Genomic DNA, 24,502 nt, shown 5'->3' on the forward strand with positions numbered 1-24,502 from the left:
GGCATCCCCGAGGCAGGGGTCTCTGTCAGGACTCAAAAAAAACGGAAGTGTTCGTACCACTCCCGTTCGTAGCCGGAGTCTTAAAAAGACATTGCGTGACTTTTTATTAATCATCCAAACCAAACAAATGTATGGATATTTCCATTATTTCCCTATTGCGGAGACGGGGAAAACGTGGTGTGTTTAACCCGTTGAGCAATAGGCCGATCGGTTTCTTTGTTCCAAAATACGTTACCCGAAGAATCATTATGAGGCTTAACCTGTTTTCGGCGGTCATGCTGATGACCTGTATGCAGGTATTTGCGGATGGGAACGCCCAGAAATTACAAATTTCTGTCCGGCAGGCGCCATTGAGCAAGGTTCTCGACAAGATCGAGCAGCAAACCGGCTATTCCTTCTGGATTCAAACCGACTTGCTTAAGCAAAGCAAGCGGGTTACGCTTGACCTGAAAGGCCGGTCGCTGGAAGAGGCATTGTCGCTTCTTTTTAAAGACATGGGGCTCAGTTATTCATTTATCGATAAAACCATCGTGGTGGTAAAGGCGTCGGAGAGGAGCCCGGCCCAGGGTCTGGCAATGCCGCCGGCTGCAGTAGCCGGTCCGGGCAACGGGACCGGACAGGAAGACCTGCTCCTCCGGCAGCTACCCCTTCAGTACCAGGTGCTTAGTAAGAAACTCGTCCGCGGTACCGTGGTTGATGAAGCGGGACTTCCGCTGCCGGGAGTAAATATCCTGGTGAAAGGAACTTCGCAAGGCGCTTCAACTGACAGTAAAGGCGCATTTGAAATAGCGATGCCTGCCGCTACCGGTACGCTGATTTTCTCTTTTATAGGCTATACCACGCAGGAGGTTAGCGTTGGAAACAAGGAAGTGCTGGAAATCCGTTTGCAGCCCAATCTCAAAACGCTTGACGAAGTGGTGGTGATCGGCTACGGGACCAGTAAACGCGGCGACCTGACGGGGGCCGTATCGACGGTGAAGGCGGACGTTTTCGACGAGGCGCGTCAGAGTTCTTTTATCAACAGCATCCAGGGAAGGGTTGCGGGTTTGCAGATCACTTCGGGATCAGGCGAGCCGGGTTCAGGTTCAAAAATTTTGATTCGCGGCGCAAACAGCCTTTATGGAGACAGCCGGCCGTTGTTTGTGATAGACGGCGTGCCGGTCAATGAAAGCGAGGCGCCGGTGGCAAACTCCCGCTTCGGCGCCAATGCGTCGCGGGATCCGCTCAGTTCCATTAACCCGGCAGACATTGTATCAATCGAGGTGTTGAAAGACGCCTCCTCGACCGCTATATATGGCTCCAGGGGAGCAAATGGTGTTATTCTGGTAACCACCAGGCAGGGAAAGGCCGGCGAAGCGGTTGTGACCTACGACGGGCGCGTCAGCGTTTCCCATACCGCGAGGCGGCTGACGATGCTCAACGGGGAAGATTGGATCGACTACCGGAAGGATTGGGCCCTGTTGCCCGATCGCTCCAATTTGGTATACGGTTATTTTTCCGACTGGCTATTCTTTAAGAACCCCTCCGAGACAGAGCCTTCTTTGAAGGAGCCGCGCGATGTATACGCCCTTCCGCACTACGACTGGCAACGAGAAATGTATAGGGACGCAGCATTCGGAAGCGCCCACAACCTGTCGGTCAGCGGTGGTGCGCAGGCTACCAAATTTTTCGCCAGCGTAGGCTACAACCGGGAGCAAGGGCTTTTTATCAACAACAACTATTCGCGTTTTAATACCCGGCTGCGTGTAGATCACCACAAGAACAGGCTTTCGCTTTCGCTCGGCCTGAACGGAACTTTTTCCAGGTTCAACGGAGCGGTTCAATCCGGCGACGGTTATGCCAATGTAGGGGTGACCCAGGCGGCGGTGGTTTCGAGACCACTGGTCTTCTCCAATCCTCTCGCCGAAAGTACCCAGGGCGGTTGGAAAATGCCGACCGACAACCTGAAATACGTAGACCGGGGAATTGAATCGCCTAACCTGTCGGCCAATATGGTGCTGAATTTTAAGTTGCTGGAAGGTCTGTACATCGGCAATACCGCCAGCGGCACGCTCGTCACCTCGAAGGTAAACGAGTTTTACAGTAAAAACACGCCCTGGGGGTTCTACCTTGGCGGGCGCGGGGCAATCAACAATACTTCCTGGTTCGGTTGGGTCAACTATTCCACGCTGAGTTATGAAAAGGCATTCGAAAACCAGTCGCGTATAAGCGCGCTCGGTGTATTTGAAGTGAGCGGGAGCCGCTATGAAAACAGCTACCTGATCAAAAGCAGCTTCGCCGATGAAACAACCGGTATTTACGACATCAGCAAAGGCGTAATTCTGCAGGCGGCAGAATCAAGTGCGGGTATTACGCACCGCCTGTCGTATTTGACCCGTTTCAATTACGATTACAAAAACAAATACCTGGTGACGGGAAGCTTGCGTGCGGACGGCTCGGATCGTTTCGGCGCAGATAACCGCTTTGGTATTTTCCCTTCGGCAGCTTTGGCCTGGAAGGTTACGGAGGAAGATTTCCTGAAAGAGAATTCGCTCGTAAATGACCTGAAAATCAGGTTGAGCTATGGCGCAACCGGGAATTCCAACATACCGGAGTTTCGCTACATGGCCAGGATGAGCAACCAGTATTATGATGATCAGCTCGGTCTGGCGCCTTCTTCCTTGCCGAACCCGTCGCTGAAGTGGGAAACCACTACTCAGTACAATGCCGGCTTTGATCTGCAATTGCTGGGGAACCGGCTGGCGCTGACCTTTGACCTCTACTCCAAACAAACGTCGGACATGCTGTACAACGCTATTGTCCCGGCACAGTCGGGTTTCAAAACGCAGTGGCAGAATCTGGGTAAAATAAGTAACAAAGGTGCAGAGCTGGCGCTAAATACGCGGAATATGGAACGCGGAAAATTCAGCTGGTCGAGCTCGCTCACTTTTACCGCCAACCGGAACAAGGTACTGGTAATCGGCGACGGGCTTTCCGAAGTGTCCATCGGAGCGGGCGCCTATACCACATCCTATATCAAGCAGAATGTGGTAGGTCGGATTATGGTGGGCCAGCCTATTGGCGTCATGTACGGGTACGATCTTGCCGGTATCTATCAAATGGATGATTTTGCAGGCTGGAAAGATGCTTCGGGGATCCTTCCGGACAACGATCCCGGTATAGCCTGGCAAAACCGTAACTGGGTGATCAAAGACGGGGTTACCGATGCCTCTTCTCTGGGTAGAATCAGACCCGGTACTTTCAAATTCAGAAATGCAGATGGTTCGGCGGACAACCGGATTACGGAATCGGATAAGGTAATCCTGGGGAATAGCCAGCCGAAATTCTTTGGCGGTTTGGGTAATAACTTTACCTACGGGCCTTTGGAAGCATCTGTTTTCCTGAGCTTTTCCGTGGGAAACAAGGTGTTCAATTCCACCCGCTTCGAGCTGGAGGGCGCATATCCCGGCGAGTATTTTAACATTACCCGCGATTTCTGGGAGAACCGATGGACCTTGGAAAATCCCACCAATACGTATCCTGCGTACAGTGACGCCAATTATTACAATTCGCTGGCGGCGTTGCCCAACAGTTATTACGTAGAGGATGCCTCTTACCTCCGCCTTCAGACCATATCGTTGGGGTATCGTCTGCCTGCAGGGCTGTTGAACCGGCTGGGCCTGAAAACAGGGAAGCTGTATTACTCGGGCAACAACCTGTACACGCTTACCGGTTACTCTGGTTTTACCCCTGAAGTGGATTCGGGAAATGCCCTTTTGTCAGGCTTCGATACCATCGGCTATCCGAGGGCTTCGTCGCATTCTGTTGGGGTGACGCTGACTTTCTGATTTTTCAACAGGCGGCGCTTCTCAAGACATACCTAACGGGTGGCAGGGCTGGCGCCTTGATTGCTGAATCAGGGTCTGCAGCCACTCAAATCTCCTAACTTTCAAGCAAATGAACAGGTTCATACGAATATTCTTTTGGGCAGTATCCTGCGGCCTTACTATGTCATGCCAGGGTTTTCTGGAGACGGAACCGCTTTCTTTTACTGCGGTCGATAATTTTTACAAAAGCGCATCCGACGCAGAAACCGCGCTCCGTGGCTGCTACAGCCGGGTGCTGAACAGTTATTCAGTAGGCGGTCGCGGTGGGATTTTTTATGTTGCCGACATCGGTACCGACGAACTGATCGGGAACCCGTATTCCACCCCGGACGCGGGCAGCAATATGGATCAGTTTATTTTTGGCCGCGTGGTAAAGAGTAATATCAACATGCGCGATACCTGGTCGGCTATGTATAATTCAATTTACGCCATCAATAATCTTCTGGGCCAGCTACCGGGTATAACCATGGAAGAAGGCCAGCGAAAACGTATTGAAGCCGAAGCGTCGTTCCTGCGCGGATGGCATTACTTCTATATGGGTATGATGTTTGGCGGAGTGCCGCTCTATACCGCTGTTCCTCATCACCCGGAGCAGGCACGGAGTTCCCTGGAAGAGGTCATGAACCAGGCGATTGCCGATCTCCGGCTTGCCTATGACCGGCTTCCCGATGAGACGGTATCTACGCCCGGTATGGCGACCAAGTGGGCGGCCGCCGGGTATCTGGCCAAACTTTACTGCTACCTGGCCAGCTCAAAAATTTCCGGAACGGGCCGGGATCTGCAATTTGAACTGAATTCCTATGAGTGGGTGCCGGAGCAGGAGTTCTACCAAAAGGCGGAGATCCTCCTCGAAGAAATCGTGACGAAAAGCGGGCTCAAATTGACCAGGGATTACCGGACGCTTTTTCTGGAGGGAGCCAGAGAGCAGCAAAGAGAAGAGTTGCTCTTTACTTTTTTGCCGTCGGATCAGATGCGCGTCGGTTTCGGATTGAATTATTACCTGCTTCCGGTAGGGTATTACGGGAATGGCTGGGGCACATGCCGGCCTACGTATGAAGCTTTTGCCCGGTACGACACTTTACTCGATGCCAGGGCAAAATGGGTGCTCGGCGGAATGGGTACTGAAGCCACCGTATTAACGATCGAGGGGAAGAACTATACCCGTCCGACGGAATTGAAACTCGCTAACGGCGTTCCCTATGACGGGGACTACAACATCACCAAATTCAGAATGATTTCGTCGGCTGTACGCAGCACGGATGTCTACCTGGGGTATTATCCGTTGTTGAGGCTTGCTGACATATACCTGTTATGGGCCGAAGCCAGAGCGAACTCGCAGGGAGCCGAAGCCGGCCGCGAAATCCTGAAAACCGTTCGCAGCAGGGCGCTGCGTACCGGGAGCGCAGAGAACCTGGCGAAAATTCAGGCCCGGTACCGGAAAACGGATTTTATAGAAGAGTTGCTGGACGAGCGTTCGAGGGAGCTGGGGTACGAGCAGCAACGCAAATTCGACCTGGTACGCTTTAACCGGTACCTGTCGACGATCAAATCGCTTTCCACAACAGTTGGCGTTTGGAACGGACTGGCCGCAGGGCAGCTTAAAAACAACCTGACGCCCCACCAGATCTGGATGCCCATACCGGAAGAGGATGAGATCATCAACGCAAATCTACTACCCAACAATCCCGGGTACTGAAAAACCGGCGCTAAAATTGTTCTGAGAATGAAAACTTACCTGATGTTGCTGCTCGCCGTTTTAGGCGCGGGCGGATGTGCCATGAGCCAGGAAAAGCCGGTAGCTGTGAGCAAAAATCCGGTTAAAGTGGGAGCCTGGTATTTTGGGGGCTGGAGTTTCAAGCCCGACCCGGAGGGACATACTTTTCACATCAGCCCTACGCTCGTGAAAGACTATGATTTCCGGCGTCCGGTCTGGGGCTGGCGGGAAGACGCTCCCGGCGTAATGGAGCGACAAATAGATGCTGCTGCAGATAATGGCTTGTCTTTCTGGGGATTTTGCTGGTATGAAAACTCGCTCAACCCGGACAGCAAGGAAACGATGGACCAGCTCAACATTGCACTGGATTTATTTCTGAAGGCGGAAAACAGGACCCGGCTTGACTTTTTCCTGCTGTCCTGTTTCCCTGTTTCCCCGGCAAACTGGCAAAAAGTCTGCGATGAGACGATACGCTATTTTAAAGAGCCAAATTATTATCGCGTTGATAATAAACCCGTAATTGCCTTTTTCAATGCAGACGAAATGCTCCGGGGGCTGGGAGGTGAAGCCGGGGTAAAGGAGGCGCTGAGCCGGTACAGGGAAACCGCCAAAAGCAAGGGGTTCGGAGAAGTGCTGATCGGAGCCCGGACTTTTCCCAGGGCCAATGATCCCGGCTTTCAACAGAAGTACCTGGCTTGCGGATTTGATTTCTTAACCACTTACAACAATGCGGACGACGGTCGTGTTAAAGCCGGCGAAAACGCATTTGGTTTCCTTCAGGAAGGCGACAGGAAATCGTGGAATGAAATCAGTGCCCATTCCGATGTACCGTTTCTCCCGGTGGTAGGTGCGGGGTATGACATGCGCCCCTGGGCGAAAGATCACCCAACGCTCCCTGCTTCGGATTACTGGTATGCCAACCCTTCTGCACTTGAAATAGGGCGCCATCTTCGCGCGGGCATGCAATGGGTAAAGTCGAACCCGGGAAAAGCGCTGGGCAGAAGCGTAATTCTCTATGCCTGGAACGAAAATGGGGAAGGAGCGTGGCTGACCCCGGACAGTGAGACGGGAGATGCGCGCCTGAAGGCGATAAAAAAGGTGATCAAGGAAGAAAACGCAGAAAAATGATGCAGGATCTGGTAAAAATTGTGGCGGGAGTAGTGATAATGCTCCTGCTCGATGGGTGCAGCATGCACCGGGCAGCAAAAGTCAAGGCGCCCGAAACGGTTGTTATTCTGGGGAACAGCATTGTACGTCACGGCCCGAGCGAGGCCCTGGGTTGGTATGGAGACTGGGGAATGGCGGCATCCGCCGAATCGCTGGATTTTGTTCATGTTCTCGAAAGAAAGATACGGAGCGCGAAACCCCATTCGAAAGTGATTGGGGGAAACCTCTATACGTTCGAGCGCGACTACGTGAATTTTAATACGGCAGAGCTTGATCCGTTTCGCGATGCGGACTTACTGATTCTCAAATTTTCGGAGAATGTAGATGCCGGGCTTATTGAAAAGCAGGACTTTAAAAAGCACTATCTGCGGATATTGGATAATCTGACAGCCGGGAAGCCCCGGAAAATTGTGCTGGCGGACGGCTTCTGGGCATCGCCTGTTAATGACGTAGTCAGGGCAATTGCCGACGAGCGCAAATTCCCGTTTGTACAATTGCACGATCTGAGCCGGGATTCACTTATGACTGCCAAGGGACTCTTCAAGCATACCGGCGTGGCCAACCACCCGTCCGATAAGGGGATGGCGGCTATAGCCGATCGGATTTGGGAAAAAATTGAAGTCTATTATACCGGCAGAAACCGGCAAAATGAGAACAGCCTTAAAAGACGCAGAAGATGATCATTTTCATACCAAAAATTCAACAATTGAAACAGCTGGCGATGGCTTTTTGCCTCTTGCTGGCGGTAGGCGCATGTACGGAAGACCGGGTGACCGAAACACATGAGGTCAGCTTCGTTTCCAATGGCGGGACGAACCTGGCGCCGGTAAGGGTAAAGCATGGAGAAACGCTGGATACCAGGAAAATATACCCGGACCCGATCGTAAGTGACGGGGGAGATTTCCTCGGCTGGTTTACAGACGAAAGCCTGACGCAGGAATTTGATTTTGCCGGTCCCGTCAATGCAGACCTGGTTCTTTATGCCAAATGGCACTATGAAAGTTTCAAAATCACCTTTGAAATGAACGCTGGTCCCGCCTTACCGGACCTGGAGGTAAGAGTCGGGAAGGAGCCGCTGTTGCCGGAACCGCTATTGGAGGGACATGCTTTCGCCGGTTGGTACAAGGACAAGGATTTCAGGAGCATGTTTACTGAAGCTGATGCAGTTAGCAGTGATCTGACCCTGTATGGGCGTTTTGAGAAATATTCCCCGGCATCCTGGTTCTCCGTAAATGCCAGTGGCGTGCTTGAAAAGTGTACACCCGCCGCCGGGACTTCGGTGGTGGTTTTGCCGGAGGGCATCAGGGAAATCCCGGATTGGTTTGTGCTGGCCAACGGGCTGAATGAACCCGGGAAACCGGGATTCCCCGGAGGGGCCGATATCCGGGAATTTATATTGCCCGGATCGCTGGAGAAACTGGGATACGGCTCATTTAAGTATTCAGCTATTACGCGTATCGTTATTCCCGCGAAAGTAAGACAGCTTGTACCGGTTACTTTTGAAGGTTGTGATCGCCTGCAACAGGTTTACTTCGCCAAGGACAGCCAACTGGAAAGGCTCGCCGGAAATGACAGCAACGAAGCTGTTTTTGTTACCCCGGCACTTGAAACGATTACTTTCCCGCCTTCGTTGCGCTATGTCGGGAAGTACACGATGGCCGGTGCAAAATCGCTCAAAACGGTCACATTTTTGAGGAAGGAATCGGCGGTGATATTTGATACCTTTTTGCCCGGTGGTGGTGTCTGGTTGTTTGGCGGCTACTTCCCGAATAAAATCCTGATGCCTTCGGCTGTTAAAAGTGCTTTTCTGACCGAGCTGAGAAAGGTAACAGGCGACTATGAATACGAGAAAATGAGCGCCATTACCGAAGGGATTTAGGCGGCGAAGGTAATCGGCCTGGTATACACTTTTTTTACTGCGGCCCCGGTCGTGCCTTGACCGGGGCCGTTTTACATAGGTTGATAGTTTCTTTGGGCAGGGAACGAGGATAAGAATAATACTAAACCAGAAGAAAGAGTATGCGCCCGACTAAACGGGCTTTTCATTTCCGGTGACTTTATCCGAAAGCCAAAGCCCTGAAACAAAAAACAAATGAAGCGCATTCCCATAAGGATTATTTCTACCTGCTTTCTTTTGGCGATAAGCCTTTTTTTAAACGCCCAGAATTACGACGAATCAAAGGCAGGCGTATACACTGTACCCGAGGCGCTTGTTCTTGAAAACGGCAAAAAAGTAAAAGGAGCAAAAGACTGGGAAGCGAAACGACGCCCGGAAGTAGTAGCACTTTTTGAAAAGCACGTTTATGGCCGGATGCCGGGTCCTCCGACTCATTTTGCTTTTCGTTTGCTGCGGGAAGACAAACAGGCGATGGCGGGAAAGGCCCACTTGAAAGAAGTGGAAATTTCGGTAGGGAACGGGGTTGAAGAGGCGAAAATCAACGTAGTGATGTTTACACCGGCTTTTGCAAAGAAAAAGGTACCCCTGTTTTTACTCATTAACAATCGTTCTGCACGGAATACTGCGCCGGAACGGGATACGCTGAGCGGTTTCTGGCCGGCTGAACAGGTCTTGGCGGCCGGTTACGGAATAGCGGCATTCCAGGTGGCTGATGCGGCGCCGGATAACAAGGAGCACTACCGTGAAGGGGTGCTGAGGCTTTTCCCGGAAACAGCTTCCGCCCCCGACGGCATGAAAGCCATCGGGGCATGGGCCTGGACGGCCGGCAGGGTGCTGGACTACCTCGAAAAAGACAACGAAGTGAATGGGAAGCAGGTAATTGTAGTCGGGCATTCCCGTGGCGGAAAAACTTCATTGTGGGCTGCGGCACTTGACCCCCGGTTCGCGATGTGTATCAGCAACAATTCCGGCAATACCGGTGCGAAGCTGTCGCGACGTAATTTCGGAGAAACCGTGCAGCGCATCAATACAAGTTTTCCGCATTGGTTTGCCGACAATTATCAGGCTTATAACGGTCGGGAAAGCGATTTGCCGGTTGACCAGCACCTGTTGCTGGCTGCCATTGCCCCGCGCCCGCTGTATGTCACCAATGCAACCAAGGACCTGTGGGCTGACCCCAAGGGTACCTATCTCGCGCTTCAACTGGCGCAGCCGGTGTTCAACCTCTATCCGGAGCAATCGAGGCTACCTGCCAGGCAACCCGAACCTGACCAGCCCTATATCGCGAAGCCCCTTGGGTATCACAACCGCACAGGAAAGCATGATATGACTTACTATGACTGGGAGCAGTTTGTCCGCTTCGCGGATTTGTACTTCAAATAGGAAAGCGAATTACCGGTGTGAGCCGGTTTTTAATTTTTCAGCGAGGCATTCGTGTGAAATGGTACACCCCGCCGGCGTGTTATTTTTTTCCTGCGTATGAGTTGGGTTGATTTAGTACAAAACCAATAGGATAATCGGAAATTTTCCGATTATCCTATTGGTTTTGTACATGTTTAAGTGAGTTGACTATGTTTGCAAGACTACAGGACGCCTGCCGGCCAGTATAACTGTCGTATAGCGGCTCTCATTCCAAAGGGCACATTAGCGTCGCATAACCCAAAAACAACGATGCCTGAAAATCACAGACGTTCAGGCACCATAGCTTGGTTTTCAGTTGACTTTGATGAAGGGAGGCCCGCCTTCTTTCGCAGGCGAAACCTCCGGGATACTTTCTTAGCTATGCCAGGTCGAACCTGTCGAGGTTCATCACTTTTGTCCAGGCTTTTGCAAAGTCAGCCGCGAACTTCTGTTTGGCATCGGCGCTTCCGTAAACCTCGGCAAGTGCGCGGAGCTCCGAGTTAGAGCCGAAGATCAGATCAACCCGGGTTGCTGTCCACTTGTTTTCACCGGTGGTGCGGTCTGTTCCCTGGAATAACTCCTGGGTGTCGTCAATTGCTTTCCAAACAGTTCTCATATCCAACAGGTTGGTGAAGAAATCGTTGGTAAGCACGCCGGGGCGCTGCGTGAATACGCCGTGCGAAGTGCCGTCAAAATTGGTATTCAAAGCGCGCATGCCACCTACCAGTACGGTCATTTCGGGGACCGTGAGGGTAAGCAGCTGGGCTTTGTCGATCAAAAGCGCTTCCGTGGCAACGGTGTATTTGGTTTTCAGATAGTTCCTGAACCCGTCGGCGATTGGTTCGAGCACTTGGAAGGATTCAATATCAGTTTGCTCCATTGAGGCATCGGTACGACCTGGGGTGAAGGGCACAGTCACTTCCTGGCCCGCGTCTTTGACTGCTTTTTCTACGGCTGCAGATCCGGCCAGGACAATGAAGTCGGCAAGTGATATTTTTTTGCCGCCCGACTGCGAAGCGTTGAAAGTCTCGCGAATCCCCTCAAGCCTGTCAAGAACTTTCTCGAGCTGTGCCGGCTGGTTGACCGCCCAGCTCCTTTGCGGTTCAAAACGGATGCGGGCGCCGTTGGCTCCGCCTCTTTTGTCAGACCCCCGGAAAGTAGATGCGGAAGCCCAGGCGGTGGAAACAAGTTCGGACACCGTCAGCCCTGAAGCAAGTATGGCAGCCTTCAGACCGGCAACATCATGGTCATCGACCAGCGGATGGTTAACAGCGGGTACCGGATCTTGCCAGATCAGTTCCTCGGCGGGAACTTCCGGACCCAGATAGCGGGAACGGGGACCCATATCACGGTGCGTAAGTTTGAACCACGCCCTGGCAAAGGCTTCCTCGAACAAATCGGGGTTTTCGTAGAACCGTCGTGCAATTTTTTCGTATTCCGGGTCCGTTTTCAGCGCGATATCCGATGTGAGCATGGTGGGCGCATGGCGCTTGGATTTGTCGTGGGCATCAGGCACAGAATTGGCGCCGGCGCCGTTGGTAGGAATCCACTGATGTGCCCCTGCCGGACTTTTGGTGAGTTCCCAGTCGTAGCCAAACAGGTTCCAGAAGAAGTTATTGCTCCAACGGGTCGGTGTGCTGGTCCAGGTCACTTCCAGGCCGCTTGTAATGGTATCGCCCGCATTTCCGGTTCCGTAGCTGTTGCGCCACCCGAGCCCCTGTTCTTCGATGCCCGCAGCTTCCGGGTCAGGACCAACGTGCGACGCCGGCGCTGCACCATGGGTTTTGCCAAAGGTATGCCCGCCAGCGATCAATGCTACCGTTTCCTCATCGTCCATCGCCATCCGCTTAAAGGTCTCGCGGATATCACGCGCGGAGGCCAGGGGGTCAGGATTCCCGTTCGGCCCCTCCGGGTTCACATAAATGAGCCCCATCTGCACTGCGGCCAGCGGGTTTTCAAGGTCGCGGTCACCGGTGTAGCGCTCGTCACCCAGCCAGGTAGTTTCCGAACCCCAGTATACATCGGTTTCAGGTTCCCAGACGTCGGCACGGCCCCCGGCAAACCCGAACGTTTTAAAGCCCATTGACTCCAGTGCTACGTTCCCGGTCAGTACAATAAGGTCAGCCCATGAAATCTTGCGCCCGTATTTTTGTTTGACCGGCCAAATGAGGCGGCGGGCTTTGTCGAGGCTCACGTTGTCGGGCCAGCTGTTTAGAGGAGCGAAGCGTTGCTGTCCGGTTCCTGCACCGCCGCGACCGTCCGCAATGCGGTAAGTGCCCGCGGCATGCCATGCCATTCGTATAAAAAATGGTCCGTAGTGCCCGAAATCGGCCGGCCACCAATCCTGCGAGTCGGTCATTACCGCGCGCAGATCGTTTTTAACTGCCTGCAGGTCGAGGCTATTGAATTCACGCGCATAGTCAAAGTCTTCGCCCATCGGGTCTGACAGTGAAGAATTTTGTCGGAGGATGTCCAGCTTCAGGCGATTGGGCCACCAGCTGTTATTTTGGGTTCCGTTATCCGAAACACTTGCTTTCTTTAGCGTACCGTTGTGAAAAGGGCATTTGCTGAGGTCATTCGAATTGTTTTCCATTGATTACCTTTTGATTGAATCTTGTTAATGGCTGTTTAAAATCTCCTTCCCGTGATAGGCGACCGTCTCCTTAAAAAGGCCTGGCGTGAATGTTTGCCGGTATGTCCACCGCGATCCATACAAAACTATCGCTCCTTTTTGTATAAAGCAAAATGATAAGATTTATAATGATATAGATTTTGATTATAAATTTGCCATTCCCGTGGACCCCGATCCACCTCAGCCCCACCTCCAACCGCTATGCGGGCGTGCGTGTCCGGCAGGATTCCACGGCAGACGGTTTGCAGTAAAACACTGTTTGCCGAATCCACAGTGAGATCCAGGCGCTAAAGGAAATATTCAACGATCAGGATAAGCCTCCAGGGAAAAAACCGGGAATCCGAAAAGGTTGCAGATCAGCAACCCAACCGGCAGGAAGTCCTGTGATGCGTTGGAGAAAGTTGTTGATGTTGTCAATACAATGTGTCAAGGTGAGTGTTGTTAGTTGAAGTGTTTTTCTTCTCGGGCAGGAGAGTTGCCGGATACTTGTGTTACTTTCAAACTTATGAATAAAAGACTAATTTTTGCCAGTTCAATACTAATTTTATTTTGGAGGATTGAAGGGAGAACAGCCGCCGTTTTTAGTATCAGCGATCCGGCCCGGAACGCCGGGTGCAGGTAAGCGGTGCCCATACCTCACCGCTAATACCCCACTGCTGATAGCTCAAACCGTATTTCTTCCTAAATTGCACCGGAAACCGAGAGTTGATACCCAGGACAGTATGATTAAAGTAGCGGCGTTTGTCTTTAATGCATTTGGAGAAAATAGTTATGTGATTTACGACGAATCCGGGGAGGCGATTCTCATCGATCCCGGGAATTACGATGCGGATGAAAGTGCCGAATTGACCGGTTTTATCGAAGAAAATGGCTTGAAGCCTGTTTTGGTGGCCAATACCCACGCTCACGTAGATCACGTTCTGGGAGTTGCCTTTGCAAAAAGAAAATGGGGAATCCCTTTCGCGCTGCATGAGCAGGACGCAGTGGTTTTAAAGTCTGTCCGGGCATACGCCCCAAACTATGGCTTTGCGGCATACGATGAGCCGGAAATAAACCAATGGCTGGTACCCGGCCAACCTCTGAAATTCGGGACTTCGAGTCTGGAAGTTATCTTTGTCCCCGGTCATGCGCCCGGCCATGTTGCTTTTTATGAAGCGGAGAGCAAACAACTGATTGCCGGGGATGTCCTTTTCCGCGAGAGTATAGGCCGTACCGACCTGCCCGGAGGCAACCATGCCACGCTGCTTCGGAGTATCCGGGAAAAATTATTTGCCCTGCCGGATGATGTGAAAGTCTTCCCGGGCCATGGGCCGTCGACGACAATCGGCCATGAGAAAAAGTATAATCCGTTTTTCAGAAACAGCGGCCCTCTATGAGCGGTTAACCGCAGCCGCCTCATAACTTACAGCTCATATCTCGCGCCTCACACCTCAAGCCTATGAAAAAGCATATCCCGAATAGCCTGACACTGGCCAATCTGCTGTGCGGCTGCGTCGGAATTATTCAGATATTCGACGGAGAGCCCCGGGAAGCTTCTTATTGGATGCTTCTTGCGGCAGTTTTCGATTTTTTTGACGGATTTGTGGCGCGTTTGTTAAAAGTAACGTCGCCGATAGGCCGCGATCTGGATTCGCTTGCCGATGTGGTTACCTTCGGCGTGCTGCCCTCTTTTATTTTGCTTCACCTGGCTGAGCAATCCGGGCCTTCCGTATGGAATTACGGCGTTTTGATAGTTGCTGCCTTTTCGGCTTTGCGCCTGGCGAAATTTAACAATGATCCGCGGCAGTCGGATCGTTTTATCGGGTTGCCGACCCCCGCAAACGGGTTGTTGATCGCCTCTTTCCCGTTTATAGCGGCGGGTTCCGGCCCTCTGAGCGACTGGATCGGCACCCAATGGTTTATACTGGCAGCTGCCGTTGTTTCGGCTGCCTTGCTGGTGGCCGAGTTACCGCTTCTGGCTTTGAAATTCAAGGGGTTTCAGTGGAGAGGCAACCAATACCGGTACGCCCTGATTGCCAGCTCACTGGTGTTGTTACCCGTGCTGAAATGGTCGGCAGTCCCGCTTATTGCAATTCTCTACCTGGCGCTTTCTTTTTTTGCAAATTTGAAAACAGGCGTGAGCGGTGAGCCATGAGGTGGTAGCGAGGCGGCTTAACCTGGGTGGTGAACTCCAACCGTCCATTCAATCACCCCACACCCCACACCTCATACCCCACACCTCACACCTCATACCTCACATCTACAATTACAAAAAAACCATATGCCACATACCAGGATCACAGGGGTAGGGCACTACGTGCCGGAAAATATAGTAACCAATAAAGATCTGACCCGGTGGATGGATACGTCCGACGAGTGGATTACAGAAAGAACGGGTATCAGGGAGCGGAGGTTCTTTGAATTCGGCAAAGATACGAATGCCGGTCTCGCAACCAGGGCTTCCAGAATGGCAATGGAAAGGGCCGGAGTTACCACCGATGATATTGATGTAATCGTTTTTGCAACGATTACACCTGATTATTTTTTCCCCGGAAGCGCATTCCTGATGCAGCGTGAACTGGAAATGGAAACCAAGCCGGTGATTGACATCCGGCAGCAATGCTCGGGGTTTGTGTATGCCCTTTCGATTGCCGACCAGTTTATCAAGACCGGTATGTACCGCAGAGCGCTGGTAGTAGGTTCGGAAATCCAATCGACCTGGATCGACAAAAGTACCGCCGGCAGGAATGTTGCCGTAATATTCGGTGATGGGGCGGGCGCCGTCGTAGTGGAAGCGACCGACGATCCCGGGCACCGGATTCTGTCGACTCACTTGCATGCCGACGGCCGTTTCGCCGAAGATCTTTATGTGAAGGATCCCGGTTCCAGCCGGCCGGTCCGGGCGGCTACCAAGGAAATGATCGATGAGGGGGGATTTAATGTAGTAATGAATGGTAATACGGTTTTCAAGCACGCTGTCGTTCGGTTCGAAGAGGTGATCCGCGAGGCGCTCGACGCCAATGGCTTTTCAGAGCACGATCTTTCGTTGTTGATACCGCACCAGGCGAATATCAGGATAAGCGAGTACATCCGTCAGAAAATGGGGCTTCCTGAGGATCGTGTGATGAACAATATTCAAAAATACGGCAATACAACCGCCGCATCGATCCCGATTGCCCTTTCTGAAGCATGGGAACAGGGAAAGGTGAAAGAAGGAGATCTGCTTTGTTTTGCAGCCTTCGGAAGTGGTTTTACGTGGGCCTCTTGCCTGGTGAAATGGTGAGGTAGGAGTGAGGGGTGAGGTGTGGGGTGTGAGCCGCTCAAACCTCACCCCTCAAACCTAAAACCTCAAACCTCACACCCCAATAAAGTAAGGAAATCTAACCGTGAGATACCAGTTGTGGATAGTTCTTGGTTTTTTGCTGATGAGCCGGAGCGGTGTTGCGCTACCCGATTCAACAAAAACCGCGGTGATCCGTCATATCTTCCTGGAGGGGAATCATAAGACCCGGGCCGGCATTATCATGCGGGAACTTGCCGTGAAATCAGGTGACACGGTGCGGGTGCATGAGCTGGCTGATATTTTGGAAGTCGACCGGAGAAAGGTGGTCAATACCAATTTGTTCGTAACGGTGCAGTTTGACCCGGAATTTACCGGCGATTCATCTCAGGTGGACCTGCGCCTGAAATTGAGAGAACGCTGGTATATATTCGGGCTTCCTGTTTTTCAATTGGCGGACCGGAACTTCAATGAGTGGTGGTATGACCGCAACCGGGATTTCAGCCGCATTACCTACGGGCTTTATGGAAGCCATAACAACGTCAGTGGGCGCAACGACAAACTGAAAGTGCTGGTGGAGCTTGGGTTTGTACCGAAATACGAAATATCCTATTCCTTTCCGTACCTGGACCGGGGTATGAAATTAGGGCTTACGGCAGGTGCTTCGTACAGTACCAATAAATCGCTTGCAGTGCGTACCTGGAATGACAAGCTCGATTTCCTGCCCGGAGAATCCGTTAACCGCAGGCGGTTTTATTTTTTTATCTCCCCGTCGTACCGAAGCAAGTTTTACGGCTATCACATGCTTGATGTCCGTTGGGTGAATGCGACTGTCTCTGACACTGTATTGATCAGAAACCCGCACTACCTGTTCGGCGACGACACGCGCCAGCGCTTTTTCCAATTTACATATACCTACAGTTACAACAAGCGGGACATAGGTCAGTATCCGCTCCGCGGCTATAATGTTGTGTTCCAGGCAAGCAAACGAGGTGTTCTCCCTGGCGATGACGTCAACCAGGGGTACCTGTATGGCGTTTACCGGCATTTCCTGCCCCTGGGCGGTCGCTTCTTTTTCAATAGCGGGGTGAGGCTAAGGGCTTCGTTCCCGGCGCGTGTGCCTTACCTCAATATGGTAGGGCTGGGCTACAGACTTGACCTGGTTCGCGGGTATGAGCTCTATGTGATTGACGGCCAACATTACGGAGTGCTTCAGAATGAGCTGAAGTTCCGTTTATTTGACGTGGTAAAGACTATAAAATGGCTGCCCCGGCAATTTGGGACCGTGCCGGTAGCCCTGTACCTGAATGCCTTTGCCGACGCCGGTTATATCAGTAATAAAGTGCCGGAATGGAGCAACAGCCGGCTTTCAAATCGACTATTGGCCGGGACAGGGCTCGGCCTTGACCTTGTCACTTTTTATAACCTGGTGTATCGCCTGAATTATTCCTTCTCCGCAGAGGGAGAAAGGCGTCTTTTTTTCTCAGTGGCCCGCGAATTCTGAGTTTTCAGGTTGTAACTGCGCATTTTGTTTAGGAAATTTGTTCGGAAATAGGCTTTCGGAAAACTGACCGGAATTGCCGGCCGTCAACTACTTTAAAAAATGATATCCCGTAGCGTAAAACATCACACTCTGTTTTATTTCCTGTTCGTAGCTGCTTTGCTTGTAGCCGGTTGCTCGCGCCAGACGGATTCCGGACAGGCGGAAGAAGCAAGCGAAAAACCACTGTCGGAAGAACTGAGAAAAAGCAACGCATACCCGCTCTGGGAGTTGATTATCGGTGACTATAACACCGGCATATTCAGAGGTGTATCTTTTGGCGACTCGCGCGATAAAGTGAAAATCACCGAAACATTCGAAATATTCGAGGAGCTGCCGGAGCAAATCGGCTATACGCATGACACCAGGGACCTGGAGACCATAGACGTCTATTACCATTTTTCGGAGCAGCAAATGACGGACCGGATGGTGGTAGATATTTTTCTCAACGGCAAGTCGTCGGTTGACCAGTTGTGGCAGATTTCGGACTGGTACTTCAGCAACCGTTTCGGAGCGCCTTCTGAAACAACGGAGTCCAGTAAAACCTGGGTTTCGGATGAGGTCAGGCTGGTGGTGGAAAATGTTTCCAGCGGGATTGACAACGGTTTGAAAATCACACTAACGCCGGCTAAAGCCGAGGCTCTGGCGATTCATCGTGCACAATAGATTCATATATTATGTGGTCGATTTTTAAGCAAAAGATCGTACGTACCTGGTTGGTCGGGTTTGCTTTCTGCTGCCTGGCCGGGGCCAACGCTTCAGCAGCTTCAGATGGAAAGAAACTGTCGCGCAAGAAAGATTATTTGATTACCCTTTCAACGGAAATGGGGGACATGCAGATTATTTTGTCTGACAAAACGCCGTTACACCGCGCTAATTTTGTGAAACTGGCCCGGGAAGGATTTTATAATGGCTTGTTGTTCCACCGTGTTATCGAAGGTTTCATGATACAGGGAGGGGATCCGAATTCAAAAAATGCAAAAAAAGGTACGGCGTTGGGCAGCGGTGGTAGCGGGAAGCGGATCCCGGCCGAGTTTGTGCCGGAGCTCTTTCATAAAAAGGGCGTAATTGCGGCCGCTCGCGACAACAACCCGGAAAAAGCGTCCAGCGACTGCCAGTTTTATATTGTTCAGGGCAAGAAATGGAATGAAAAAGAACTGTCCGCACAGCTGGAACGGGCGGTACGCAAGCCTACCGTTGAACAGCAGAAAACATACCTGGAAGTAGGAGGCGTGCCACACCTCGACGGGAATTACACCGTTTTTGGCGAAGTAGTAAAGGGGCTTGAAGTGTTGGATAAGCTTGCCGCCGTTGAAACCGACAGCCGCGACCGACCGCTGGAAGATATCAGGATGACGGTAAAAGTGGAGGTGTGGAAGAAGAAAAAAATTACTAAAAAGTTTAACTATCAGTATTGACTACGGAACAAAAAAAGAAGAAAATACTTGTGACCGGTGCGAATGGATTGCTCGGCCAGAAGTTGATCGATCTGCTTCGTGCCAATGAAGCCGTATCGACTTACGCCACCGCACGCGGCGAGAACAGGTTGCCATTTCAGGAAGGTTATGTTTACCTGCCTATGGACATCACCAGCGAGGCGGCTATACAGGAAGTGTTTGGACAGGTGATGCCCGATGTGGTGATTCACACTGCTGCTATGACCAATGTAGATCAGTGCGAAGCCGAAAAAGAAGCCTGCTGGAAGCAGAATGTGGAGGCTGTGGAGCTATTGGTTGCCGCTTGCCGGCGTAGTAATACTTTCCTGCTGCATCTTTCTACCGACTTTATTTTTGATGGAAAAGCGGGGCCTTATACGGAAGAGGCGGAGGCTAACCCCATTAGTTTTTACGGCTGGAGTAAACTGGCTGCCGAGAAAGCGGTTTCGGGTTCTACCATCCGCTGGGCAATAGCCCGGACCGTACTGGTCTATGGGATTGCCCATGACATGAGCAGGAGCAATATCGTACTTTGGGTTAAAAAATCGTTGGAAGACGGGAAGACGATCAATGTCGTGGATGACCAATGGCGAACGCCAACGTTGGCCGAGGATCTGGCGCAGGGGTGTTTCCTGATCGCTGACCGGCAGGCGGAAGGGGTTTTCAATATCTCGGGAAAAGACCTGCTCACGCCTTATGAAATGGCCCTGCAAACGGCTGATTACTTCGGGCTGGACAAAGGCCTTATCCGGCGTGCCGATTCCAGTACCTTTACCCAGCCTGCCCGGAGACCTCCGAAAACCGGTTTTATCCTGGATAAAGCGACCTCGGTATTGGGATATGCGCCCCGCTCATTTAAAGAAGGCATCGAAATTCTTGCGGGACAGATGGGTTAAAAAAAAACGACTTCTGCCGTTCCGGTCATGGGTAAACAGTCAGTTGCCGATCTCGCGGCAACTGCTGTCTGATTTACTTAACCCACTAAAAGTATAGAAATGCTATAGCCGGAATACACCGGTCGTAGAGTTTACAATACATTCGAAAGCTTGCGGTTGATTTCCTTCGACTTTCTTCTTGAAATATAAACTTCCTTTCCACCAGCCATTTTGATCGTCCTATCGACATCCGTGTAATCGACGATATGATTGGTATTGATCAGGTATGATTTGTGTACCCGAATAAAATCATCATCGTTATTAAGATGTGTATGTAGATTTTTTATCGTTTTCGGAACGAGGTATTTCTTTCCCGAATAGGTATATATGTAGGTATAATTGCCTTCGCCCTCCATGCAGGTTATGTCCGGTGGCGACAGGGATATAGTGCTATTGACGCAATGCACAGATATCGATCGGCAGAGGCTGCTTTCTTCCGGGTCGTTGTTTGTGATTTTCATATTTGAAGTACGGTTTAGCTGAGTGTTGGTTAAATTGTAGTTGAGTTGATAGTCGCAAAGATAACACCTGAGGGAAACAAAACCGACGACAGGGAATTGCGAGTAGTGTGTTAAGTGTTTGTTTTTGAGTTAGTTGATGTATTTGTCTTAGACGAGAATACGTATTTATACGTATGTTTTTGCGTGTTTTTACGTACATCGTCCGGTGCAAAAAAATGTTTCATTGTTTGAAAGGGTCCGGTAAAGCCGCTCCGGGAATCAAAAAAGTCCGGGGCGCGGATAAAACGCCTGGCAATGAACCCGGCACGTTCGAAAAACATTGAATATATTTGCGTACCAAAAAAATGAAAACGGAGTAATTCAGCAGATCACCCGGTAAGTCGGGGTAGCCATTTTATTTATGAGTAGCGGAGTAGAAGAATTGTTGCAGCAAATAAATAGTACGGTTGTCAGTACAAAAGAAGAGTTGGAAGCATTCAGATTAGCTTATCTGAGTAAAAAGGGGAAGGTGACCGCGCTTTTTGATGAACTTAAAAATGTACCCAAGGAAGATCGTAAAGCCATTGGCGGTGCGTTGAATAACCTGAAAAACCTGGCACAGGCCCGCTTTGAAGAATGGAGCGCTTCGATTGGGTCAGGTGAGAATAAAACTGTAGAAGATTTACCGGACCTTACATTGCCGGTGCCGCCTCATAGCTACGGTAGTCTTCACCCGCTTACGTTAACCCGCAAGCGCATTACCGAGATTTTCTCGAGAATGGGCTTTGATGTTTCGGACGGCCCCGAAATCGAAACCGACTGGTACAATTTCGGCGCGCTTAACTTCGCTGAGAACCACCCCGCCCGGGAAATGCAGGATACTTTTTTCATAGAAAAGGGAGCCGGTAAAGACGATGTCCTGTTGCGGACGCATACCTCAAACGTCCAGATCCGGTTGATGAACCGGACAAAACCGCCGATCCGCAGTATCATGCCGGGTCGTGTTTTCAGGAATGAGGCCATTTCTGCGCGGGCTCACTGCATCTTTCATCAGGTGGAAGGCCTTTATGTAGACCGCAATGTGAGTTTTAAAGACCTGAAGGATACACTTTATTACTTCGCCAAGGAAATGTTCGGGAAAGACTCTAAGATCAGGCTGAGGCCCTCTTTCTTCCCCTTCACAGAGCCCAGCGCTGAAATAGACGTGACCTGTTTCATCTGCAAAGGTAAGGGGTGCAACATCTGCAAGCATTCCGGTTGGGTTGAAATTGCCGGCTCGGGTATGGTTGATCCGAACGTTCTGCAGAATTGCGGAATAGACCCGGAGGTGTATACCGGTTTTGCGTTCGGGATGGGAATTGAGCGGATTACCATGCTACGGTACGATATCAAGGATCTGCGGCTCTTTACAGAAAATGATGTCCGTTTCCTGAGGCAGTTCTCCGGCGCCTGATAACCGGCGTTTCACTGTTTTTCGCCCATGCGTTTGATAGGTAAGATTACAGGGCAAATACACCTGCTGCTTTGTTTGTATACGGCGTTGGCCTATGCGCTCTCTTACTGGGCGGTAGGCTTTCACTGGAGCGTTGGGTTTATTACGCTTTCAATCCCACTGCTGTGGGTCATACACCTTGCTATTGTCATATTGGGGCTACTGTCCGGGAGCCGGAAGACTGCTTTTGTCAGCCTGCTGATGCTGTTGCTGGCGTTTCCGCTCTGGAGCCGTACCTTCAGGCTGGGAAGCGGAGAAAAGAGCGGCGAAGGTGAATTCAGCATTTTAAGCTACAACGTTCACCAGCTCGGTGTCGGGGTAAATGTTGACCGGAATGAAAAATCACTGATTTCTACGGAGGGACTCGCTTTTCTGAAAGAGGTCAATCCGGACTTACTGTGTCTCCAGGAGGCATTTCAGGAAAGCGGCGGCAAGGCAGATCTCGTAAAATCGCTGAAGCGGCTTGGCTACACCCATTTTGCCTTTATGGGCAGTGATATTAACGAAAAGAAGGCCAGGCAGGGAGGACTCGCTGTTTTCTCAAAGTATAAGCTGGAAAATCTCCGGCATGAGGTCTTTGCCGGGCAAAACGGCGTAATGAAGGTGGATGTCCGGATCGGGAAAAACAAGATTACGCTCATCGACGTCCATTTGCATTCCATGACCCTGAGCCTTCGCGATCTGGTGGAGCAGCGCGAAGTCGATGGACTGAAGAACGAATCAAAAAAGACACTTTCAAGGATGAAAAACGGGTTTCAGAAGCGAAACCAGCAGGTGGCCGCCCTTGAGAACTGGATCAGCGAATCAGAAAACCCTGTCATTGTTTGCGGCGACTTTAATGAAATACCCTATCATTACGCCTACGGCCGACTGTCCAAAATATTGGCCAACAGTTTCGAGAAAGGGGGGAAGGGGTTTGGCTTTACTTTTCGGAACCTGCCTTATTTTATCCGGATCGACAACCAGTTTTACGATCCGGATAAAATAGAACTAGTTCATTTTGAGACGATCAGGTCTGTCGTTTTTTCCGACCATCGCCCGTTGCTCGGAAGCTATACGCTGCTCAGTGGGACCGAGTAAGCGCCCGGTTCAGATGCTGCATATTTTAATGCTTTCCTTCAGCGATTCCAGCCAATCTCTTTTGGGGATAAATTCCTGCCCTACATACCCGGTATACCCGGTTTCGGCAATTGCCCGCATAATAGCCGGATAATAGAGCTCCTGGGTAGCATCGATCTCATTCCGGCCGGGTACCCCGCCTGTATGAAAATGACCGATATAGGCAATGTTTTCACGGATGTTCCTGATTACATCGCCCTCCATGATCTGCATGTGGTAAATGTCGTAAAGTAATTTGAAGCGATCGGAACCCAGTCTTTTGCAAAGCTCGACTCCCCAGGCTGTATGATCGCACTGGTAGTCCTTGTGATCAACTTTGCTGTTCAGGAGTTCCATAATCAGGGTTACCTTGTGCTTTTCAGCGGTAGCAAGTAACCGTTTCAAGCCTTTCTCGCAGTTGACAAGCCCTTCTTCATCGGTTTTCCCTTTTCGGTTTCCGGAAAAGCAAATGAGCGTTCTGTAACCGGCACGGGCAACCAGCGGAATAACTTCCTCGTAAGAGCGCACAAGTTCATTGTGGTAATCAGGTTCATTAAATCCCTTTTCAATACCCAGCCCCGCACCGTGCGGGAGCGCACAATCCAGCCCGTTCGCTTTCAGCACCGGCCATTCTGCCGGTCCCAACAGCTCGACGGATTCGATCCCGATTGATTTAACGGTTTTGCAGAAATCCTCCAGCGGAACTTTCCCATAACACCATTTGCAAACGGAATGCCTGATCCCGCTACGGAACCCGGTGGGGGATGACCCGGTTGCAAAACCGGGACTGCCAGAAAGGACAGTCCCGATAGATGCGCCAACGATTTTGGCGATGGCTTTACGTCGGTTCGACATAGTTTCTTATTTGATTTCCCGGATTCGGATATTGCGGTACCAGACTTTGTCGCCGTGATCCTGCAGCGCGATACGGCCCCTGTCATAGCGGCCGAAACCTTCCCATCCTTTAAACTTGCTGTTTTCAACCATTTTATCCCATTCCGCCCCTTTTGTAGGGAAATCTACCACTTTGATGCCATTCAGCCAGCTTTCCCCGCGACCGTTTTTGATCACGATCTTGGCCTTGTTCCATTGTCCGGCAGGTTTTACAGCCTTCAGGTCGGTCGGCGGCAGCAGGTCATAAAGCGATCCGGCTTTGTGATTGCCGGCAGCGCCCTTGAATGAGTCCGGGTGCTTGGCGTCATCGAGCACCTGGATTTCCGGCCCTGTCTGGTAGGGTTGGCCGAATTTAGGATCTTCATGAACATGGAACATCACGCCGCTGTTTCCGGCCTCGCTTATTTTCCAATCGAACTCTAACTCAAAATCGCCAAATTCTCCTTCGGTTACAAGGTTTCCTCCGCCTTTCTGGGTCATTACCATTGCACCGTCCTCAACTTTCCAGATATCGGATACTCCTTTGCCGTTGTAGGTACGCCAGCCGTCAAAGTTTTTACCGTTGAAGAGCGATACCCATTTCCCGGGTTTTTGCGCCTGAACTGAAGTGAGACCGAACAAAAGGGCGCCGGCAACTGTCAACATGGCCATTTTTTTCATTTGCTTGGAACTGATTTAGTCTTTGATCAATAATTGTCTGTGTAATATTAGTGCTTTCTTTAATTTTGACA

At 51.1% G+C, this 24,502-nt stretch carries 19 protein-coding genes; 15 read left to right on the plus strand and 4 right to left on the minus strand.

The window, feature by feature from the left end; genetic code table 11:
- Positions 1 to 131: 131 nt before the first annotated feature.
- The 6 genes from ABD852_RS01535 (at position 132) to ABD852_RS01560 (ending at position 10,027) form a co-directional block, all read left to right on the plus strand.
- Complete coding sequence (locus ABD852_RS01535; RefSeq protein ID WP_345026226.1) at positions 132 to 3,827, plus strand: TonB-dependent receptor; 3,696 nt, start codon at positions 132 to 134, stop codon at positions 3,825 to 3,827.
- Between the two features lie 109 nt (positions 3,828 to 3,936).
- On the plus strand, positions 3,937 to 5,562 hold the full coding sequence (locus tag ABD852_RS01540; protein ID WP_345026227.1) for a RagB/SusD family nutrient uptake outer membrane protein: 1,626 nt from the start codon (positions 3,937 to 3,939) through the stop codon (positions 5,560 to 5,562).
- 27 nt (positions 5,563 to 5,589) lie between these two features.
- Complete coding sequence (locus ABD852_RS01545) at positions 5,590 to 6,708, plus strand: glycoside hydrolase family 99-like domain-containing protein (RefSeq protein ID WP_345026228.1); 1,119 nt, start codon at positions 5,590 to 5,592, stop codon at positions 6,706 to 6,708.
- On the plus strand, positions 6,705 to 7,427 hold the full coding sequence (locus tag ABD852_RS01550) for an SGNH/GDSL hydrolase family protein (RefSeq protein ID WP_345026229.1): 723 nt from the start codon (positions 6,705 to 6,707) through the stop codon (positions 7,425 to 7,427). Before ABD852_RS01545 ends, ABD852_RS01550 begins: the two co-directional genes overlap by 4 nt.
- On the plus strand, positions 7,424 to 8,626 hold the full coding sequence (locus ABD852_RS01555; protein ID WP_345026230.1) for an InlB B-repeat-containing protein: 1,203 nt from the start codon (positions 7,424 to 7,426) through the stop codon (positions 8,624 to 8,626). The genes ABD852_RS01550 and ABD852_RS01555 overlap by 4 nt, the downstream gene beginning before the upstream one ends.
- A 213-nt stretch (positions 8,627 to 8,839) precedes the next feature.
- Positions 8,840 to 10,027, plus strand: coding sequence for a glucuronyl esterase domain-containing protein (locus ABD852_RS01560; protein ID WP_345026231.1), 1,188 nt, complete (start codon positions 8,840 to 8,842; stop codon positions 10,025 to 10,027).
- A gap of 397 nt (positions 10,028 to 10,424) precedes the next feature.
- Here ABD852_RS01560 and katG read toward each other — a convergent pair whose 3' ends face one another.
- Positions 10,425 to 12,638: a catalase/peroxidase HPI gene (katG, locus tag ABD852_RS01565; protein ID WP_345026232.1), complete on the minus strand. Its 2,214-nt coding sequence runs from the start codon at positions 12,636 to 12,638 to the stop codon at positions 10,425 to 10,427.
- A 761-nt stretch (positions 12,639 to 13,399) separates the two neighbouring features.
- On the opposite strand from katG, the gene ABD852_RS01570 reads away from it, so the two are divergent.
- The 7 genes from ABD852_RS01570 to ABD852_RS01600 all read left to right on the plus strand — a co-directional run bounded on the left by ABD852_RS01570 (position 13,400) and on the right by ABD852_RS01600 (position 19,808).
- A complete protein-coding gene (locus tag ABD852_RS01570) occupies positions 13,400 to 14,053 on the plus strand; it encodes an MBL fold metallo-hydrolase (protein ID WP_345026233.1) in 654 nt (217 codons plus the stop codon).
- 62 nt (positions 14,054 to 14,115) lie between these two features.
- On the plus strand, positions 14,116 to 14,811 hold the full coding sequence (gene pssA, locus ABD852_RS01575; RefSeq protein WP_345026234.1) for a CDP-diacylglycerol--serine O-phosphatidyltransferase: 696 nt from the start codon (positions 14,116 to 14,118) through the stop codon (positions 14,809 to 14,811).
- A gap of 126 nt (positions 14,812 to 14,937) precedes the next feature.
- Positions 14,938 to 15,939: a 3-oxoacyl-ACP synthase III family protein gene (locus ABD852_RS01580; RefSeq protein ID WP_345026235.1), complete on the plus strand. Its 1,002-nt coding sequence runs from the start codon at positions 14,938 to 14,940 to the stop codon at positions 15,937 to 15,939.
- A 115-nt stretch (positions 15,940 to 16,054) separates the two neighbouring features.
- A complete protein-coding gene (locus tag ABD852_RS01585; protein ID WP_345026236.1) occupies positions 16,055 to 17,440 on the plus strand; it encodes a BamA/TamA family outer membrane protein in 1,386 nt (461 codons plus the stop codon).
- A gap of 99 nt (positions 17,441 to 17,539) precedes the next feature.
- Positions 17,540 to 18,142 (plus strand): hypothetical protein, encoded by a 603-nt coding sequence (locus ABD852_RS01590; RefSeq protein WP_345026237.1) that lies wholly within the window; start codon positions 17,540 to 17,542, stop codon positions 18,140 to 18,142.
- An 11-nt stretch (positions 18,143 to 18,153) separates the two neighbouring features.
- Positions 18,154 to 18,894 (plus strand): peptidylprolyl isomerase, encoded by a 741-nt coding sequence (locus ABD852_RS01595; RefSeq protein ID WP_345026238.1) that lies wholly within the window; start codon positions 18,154 to 18,156, stop codon positions 18,892 to 18,894.
- A complete protein-coding gene (locus tag ABD852_RS01600) occupies positions 18,891 to 19,808 on the plus strand; it encodes an SDR family oxidoreductase (protein WP_345026239.1) in 918 nt (305 codons plus the stop codon). The genes ABD852_RS01595 and ABD852_RS01600 overlap by 4 nt, the downstream gene beginning before the upstream one ends.
- A 131-nt stretch (positions 19,809 to 19,939) precedes the next feature.
- On the opposite strand, the gene ABD852_RS01605 is transcribed toward ABD852_RS01600, so the two are convergent.
- Complete coding sequence (locus tag ABD852_RS01605; RefSeq protein WP_345026240.1) at positions 19,940 to 20,308, minus strand: LytR/AlgR family response regulator transcription factor; 369 nt, start codon at positions 20,306 to 20,308, stop codon at positions 19,940 to 19,942.
- A gap of 400 nt (positions 20,309 to 20,708) precedes the next feature.
- On the opposite strand from ABD852_RS01605, the gene pheS reads away from it, so the two are divergent.
- Together pheS and ABD852_RS01615 are read left to right on the plus strand one after the other, a co-directional pair.
- Entirely contained in the window at positions 20,709 to 21,740 is a 1,032-nt protein-coding gene (gene pheS / locus ABD852_RS01610; RefSeq protein ID WP_345026241.1) for a phenylalanine--tRNA ligase subunit alpha, read from the plus strand.
- Between the two features lie 27 nt (positions 21,741 to 21,767).
- On the plus strand, positions 21,768 to 22,859 hold the full coding sequence (locus tag ABD852_RS01615; protein WP_345026242.1) for an endonuclease/exonuclease/phosphatase family protein: 1,092 nt from the start codon (positions 21,768 to 21,770) through the stop codon (positions 22,857 to 22,859).
- Between the two features lie 9 nt (positions 22,860 to 22,868).
- On the opposite strand, the gene ABD852_RS01620 is transcribed toward ABD852_RS01615, so the two are convergent.
- Together ABD852_RS01620 and ABD852_RS01625 are read right to left on the minus strand one after the other, a co-directional pair.
- A complete protein-coding gene (locus ABD852_RS01620) occupies positions 22,869 to 23,732 on the minus strand; it encodes a hydroxypyruvate isomerase family protein (RefSeq protein WP_345026243.1) in 864 nt (287 codons plus the stop codon).
- A gap of 6 nt (positions 23,733 to 23,738) precedes the next feature.
- The gene (locus ABD852_RS01625) at positions 23,739 to 24,422 is read right to left on the minus strand and encodes a 3-keto-disaccharide hydrolase (protein WP_345026257.1); all 684 of its coding nucleotides are present in this window, start codon (positions 24,420 to 24,422) and stop codon (positions 23,739 to 23,741) included.
- Positions 24,423 to 24,502 lie beyond the last annotated feature (80 nt).

The organism is Ravibacter arvi, assembly GCF_039540405.1.
GTDB lineage: Bacteria > Bacteroidota > Bacteroidia > Cytophagales > Spirosomataceae > Ravibacter > Ravibacter arvi.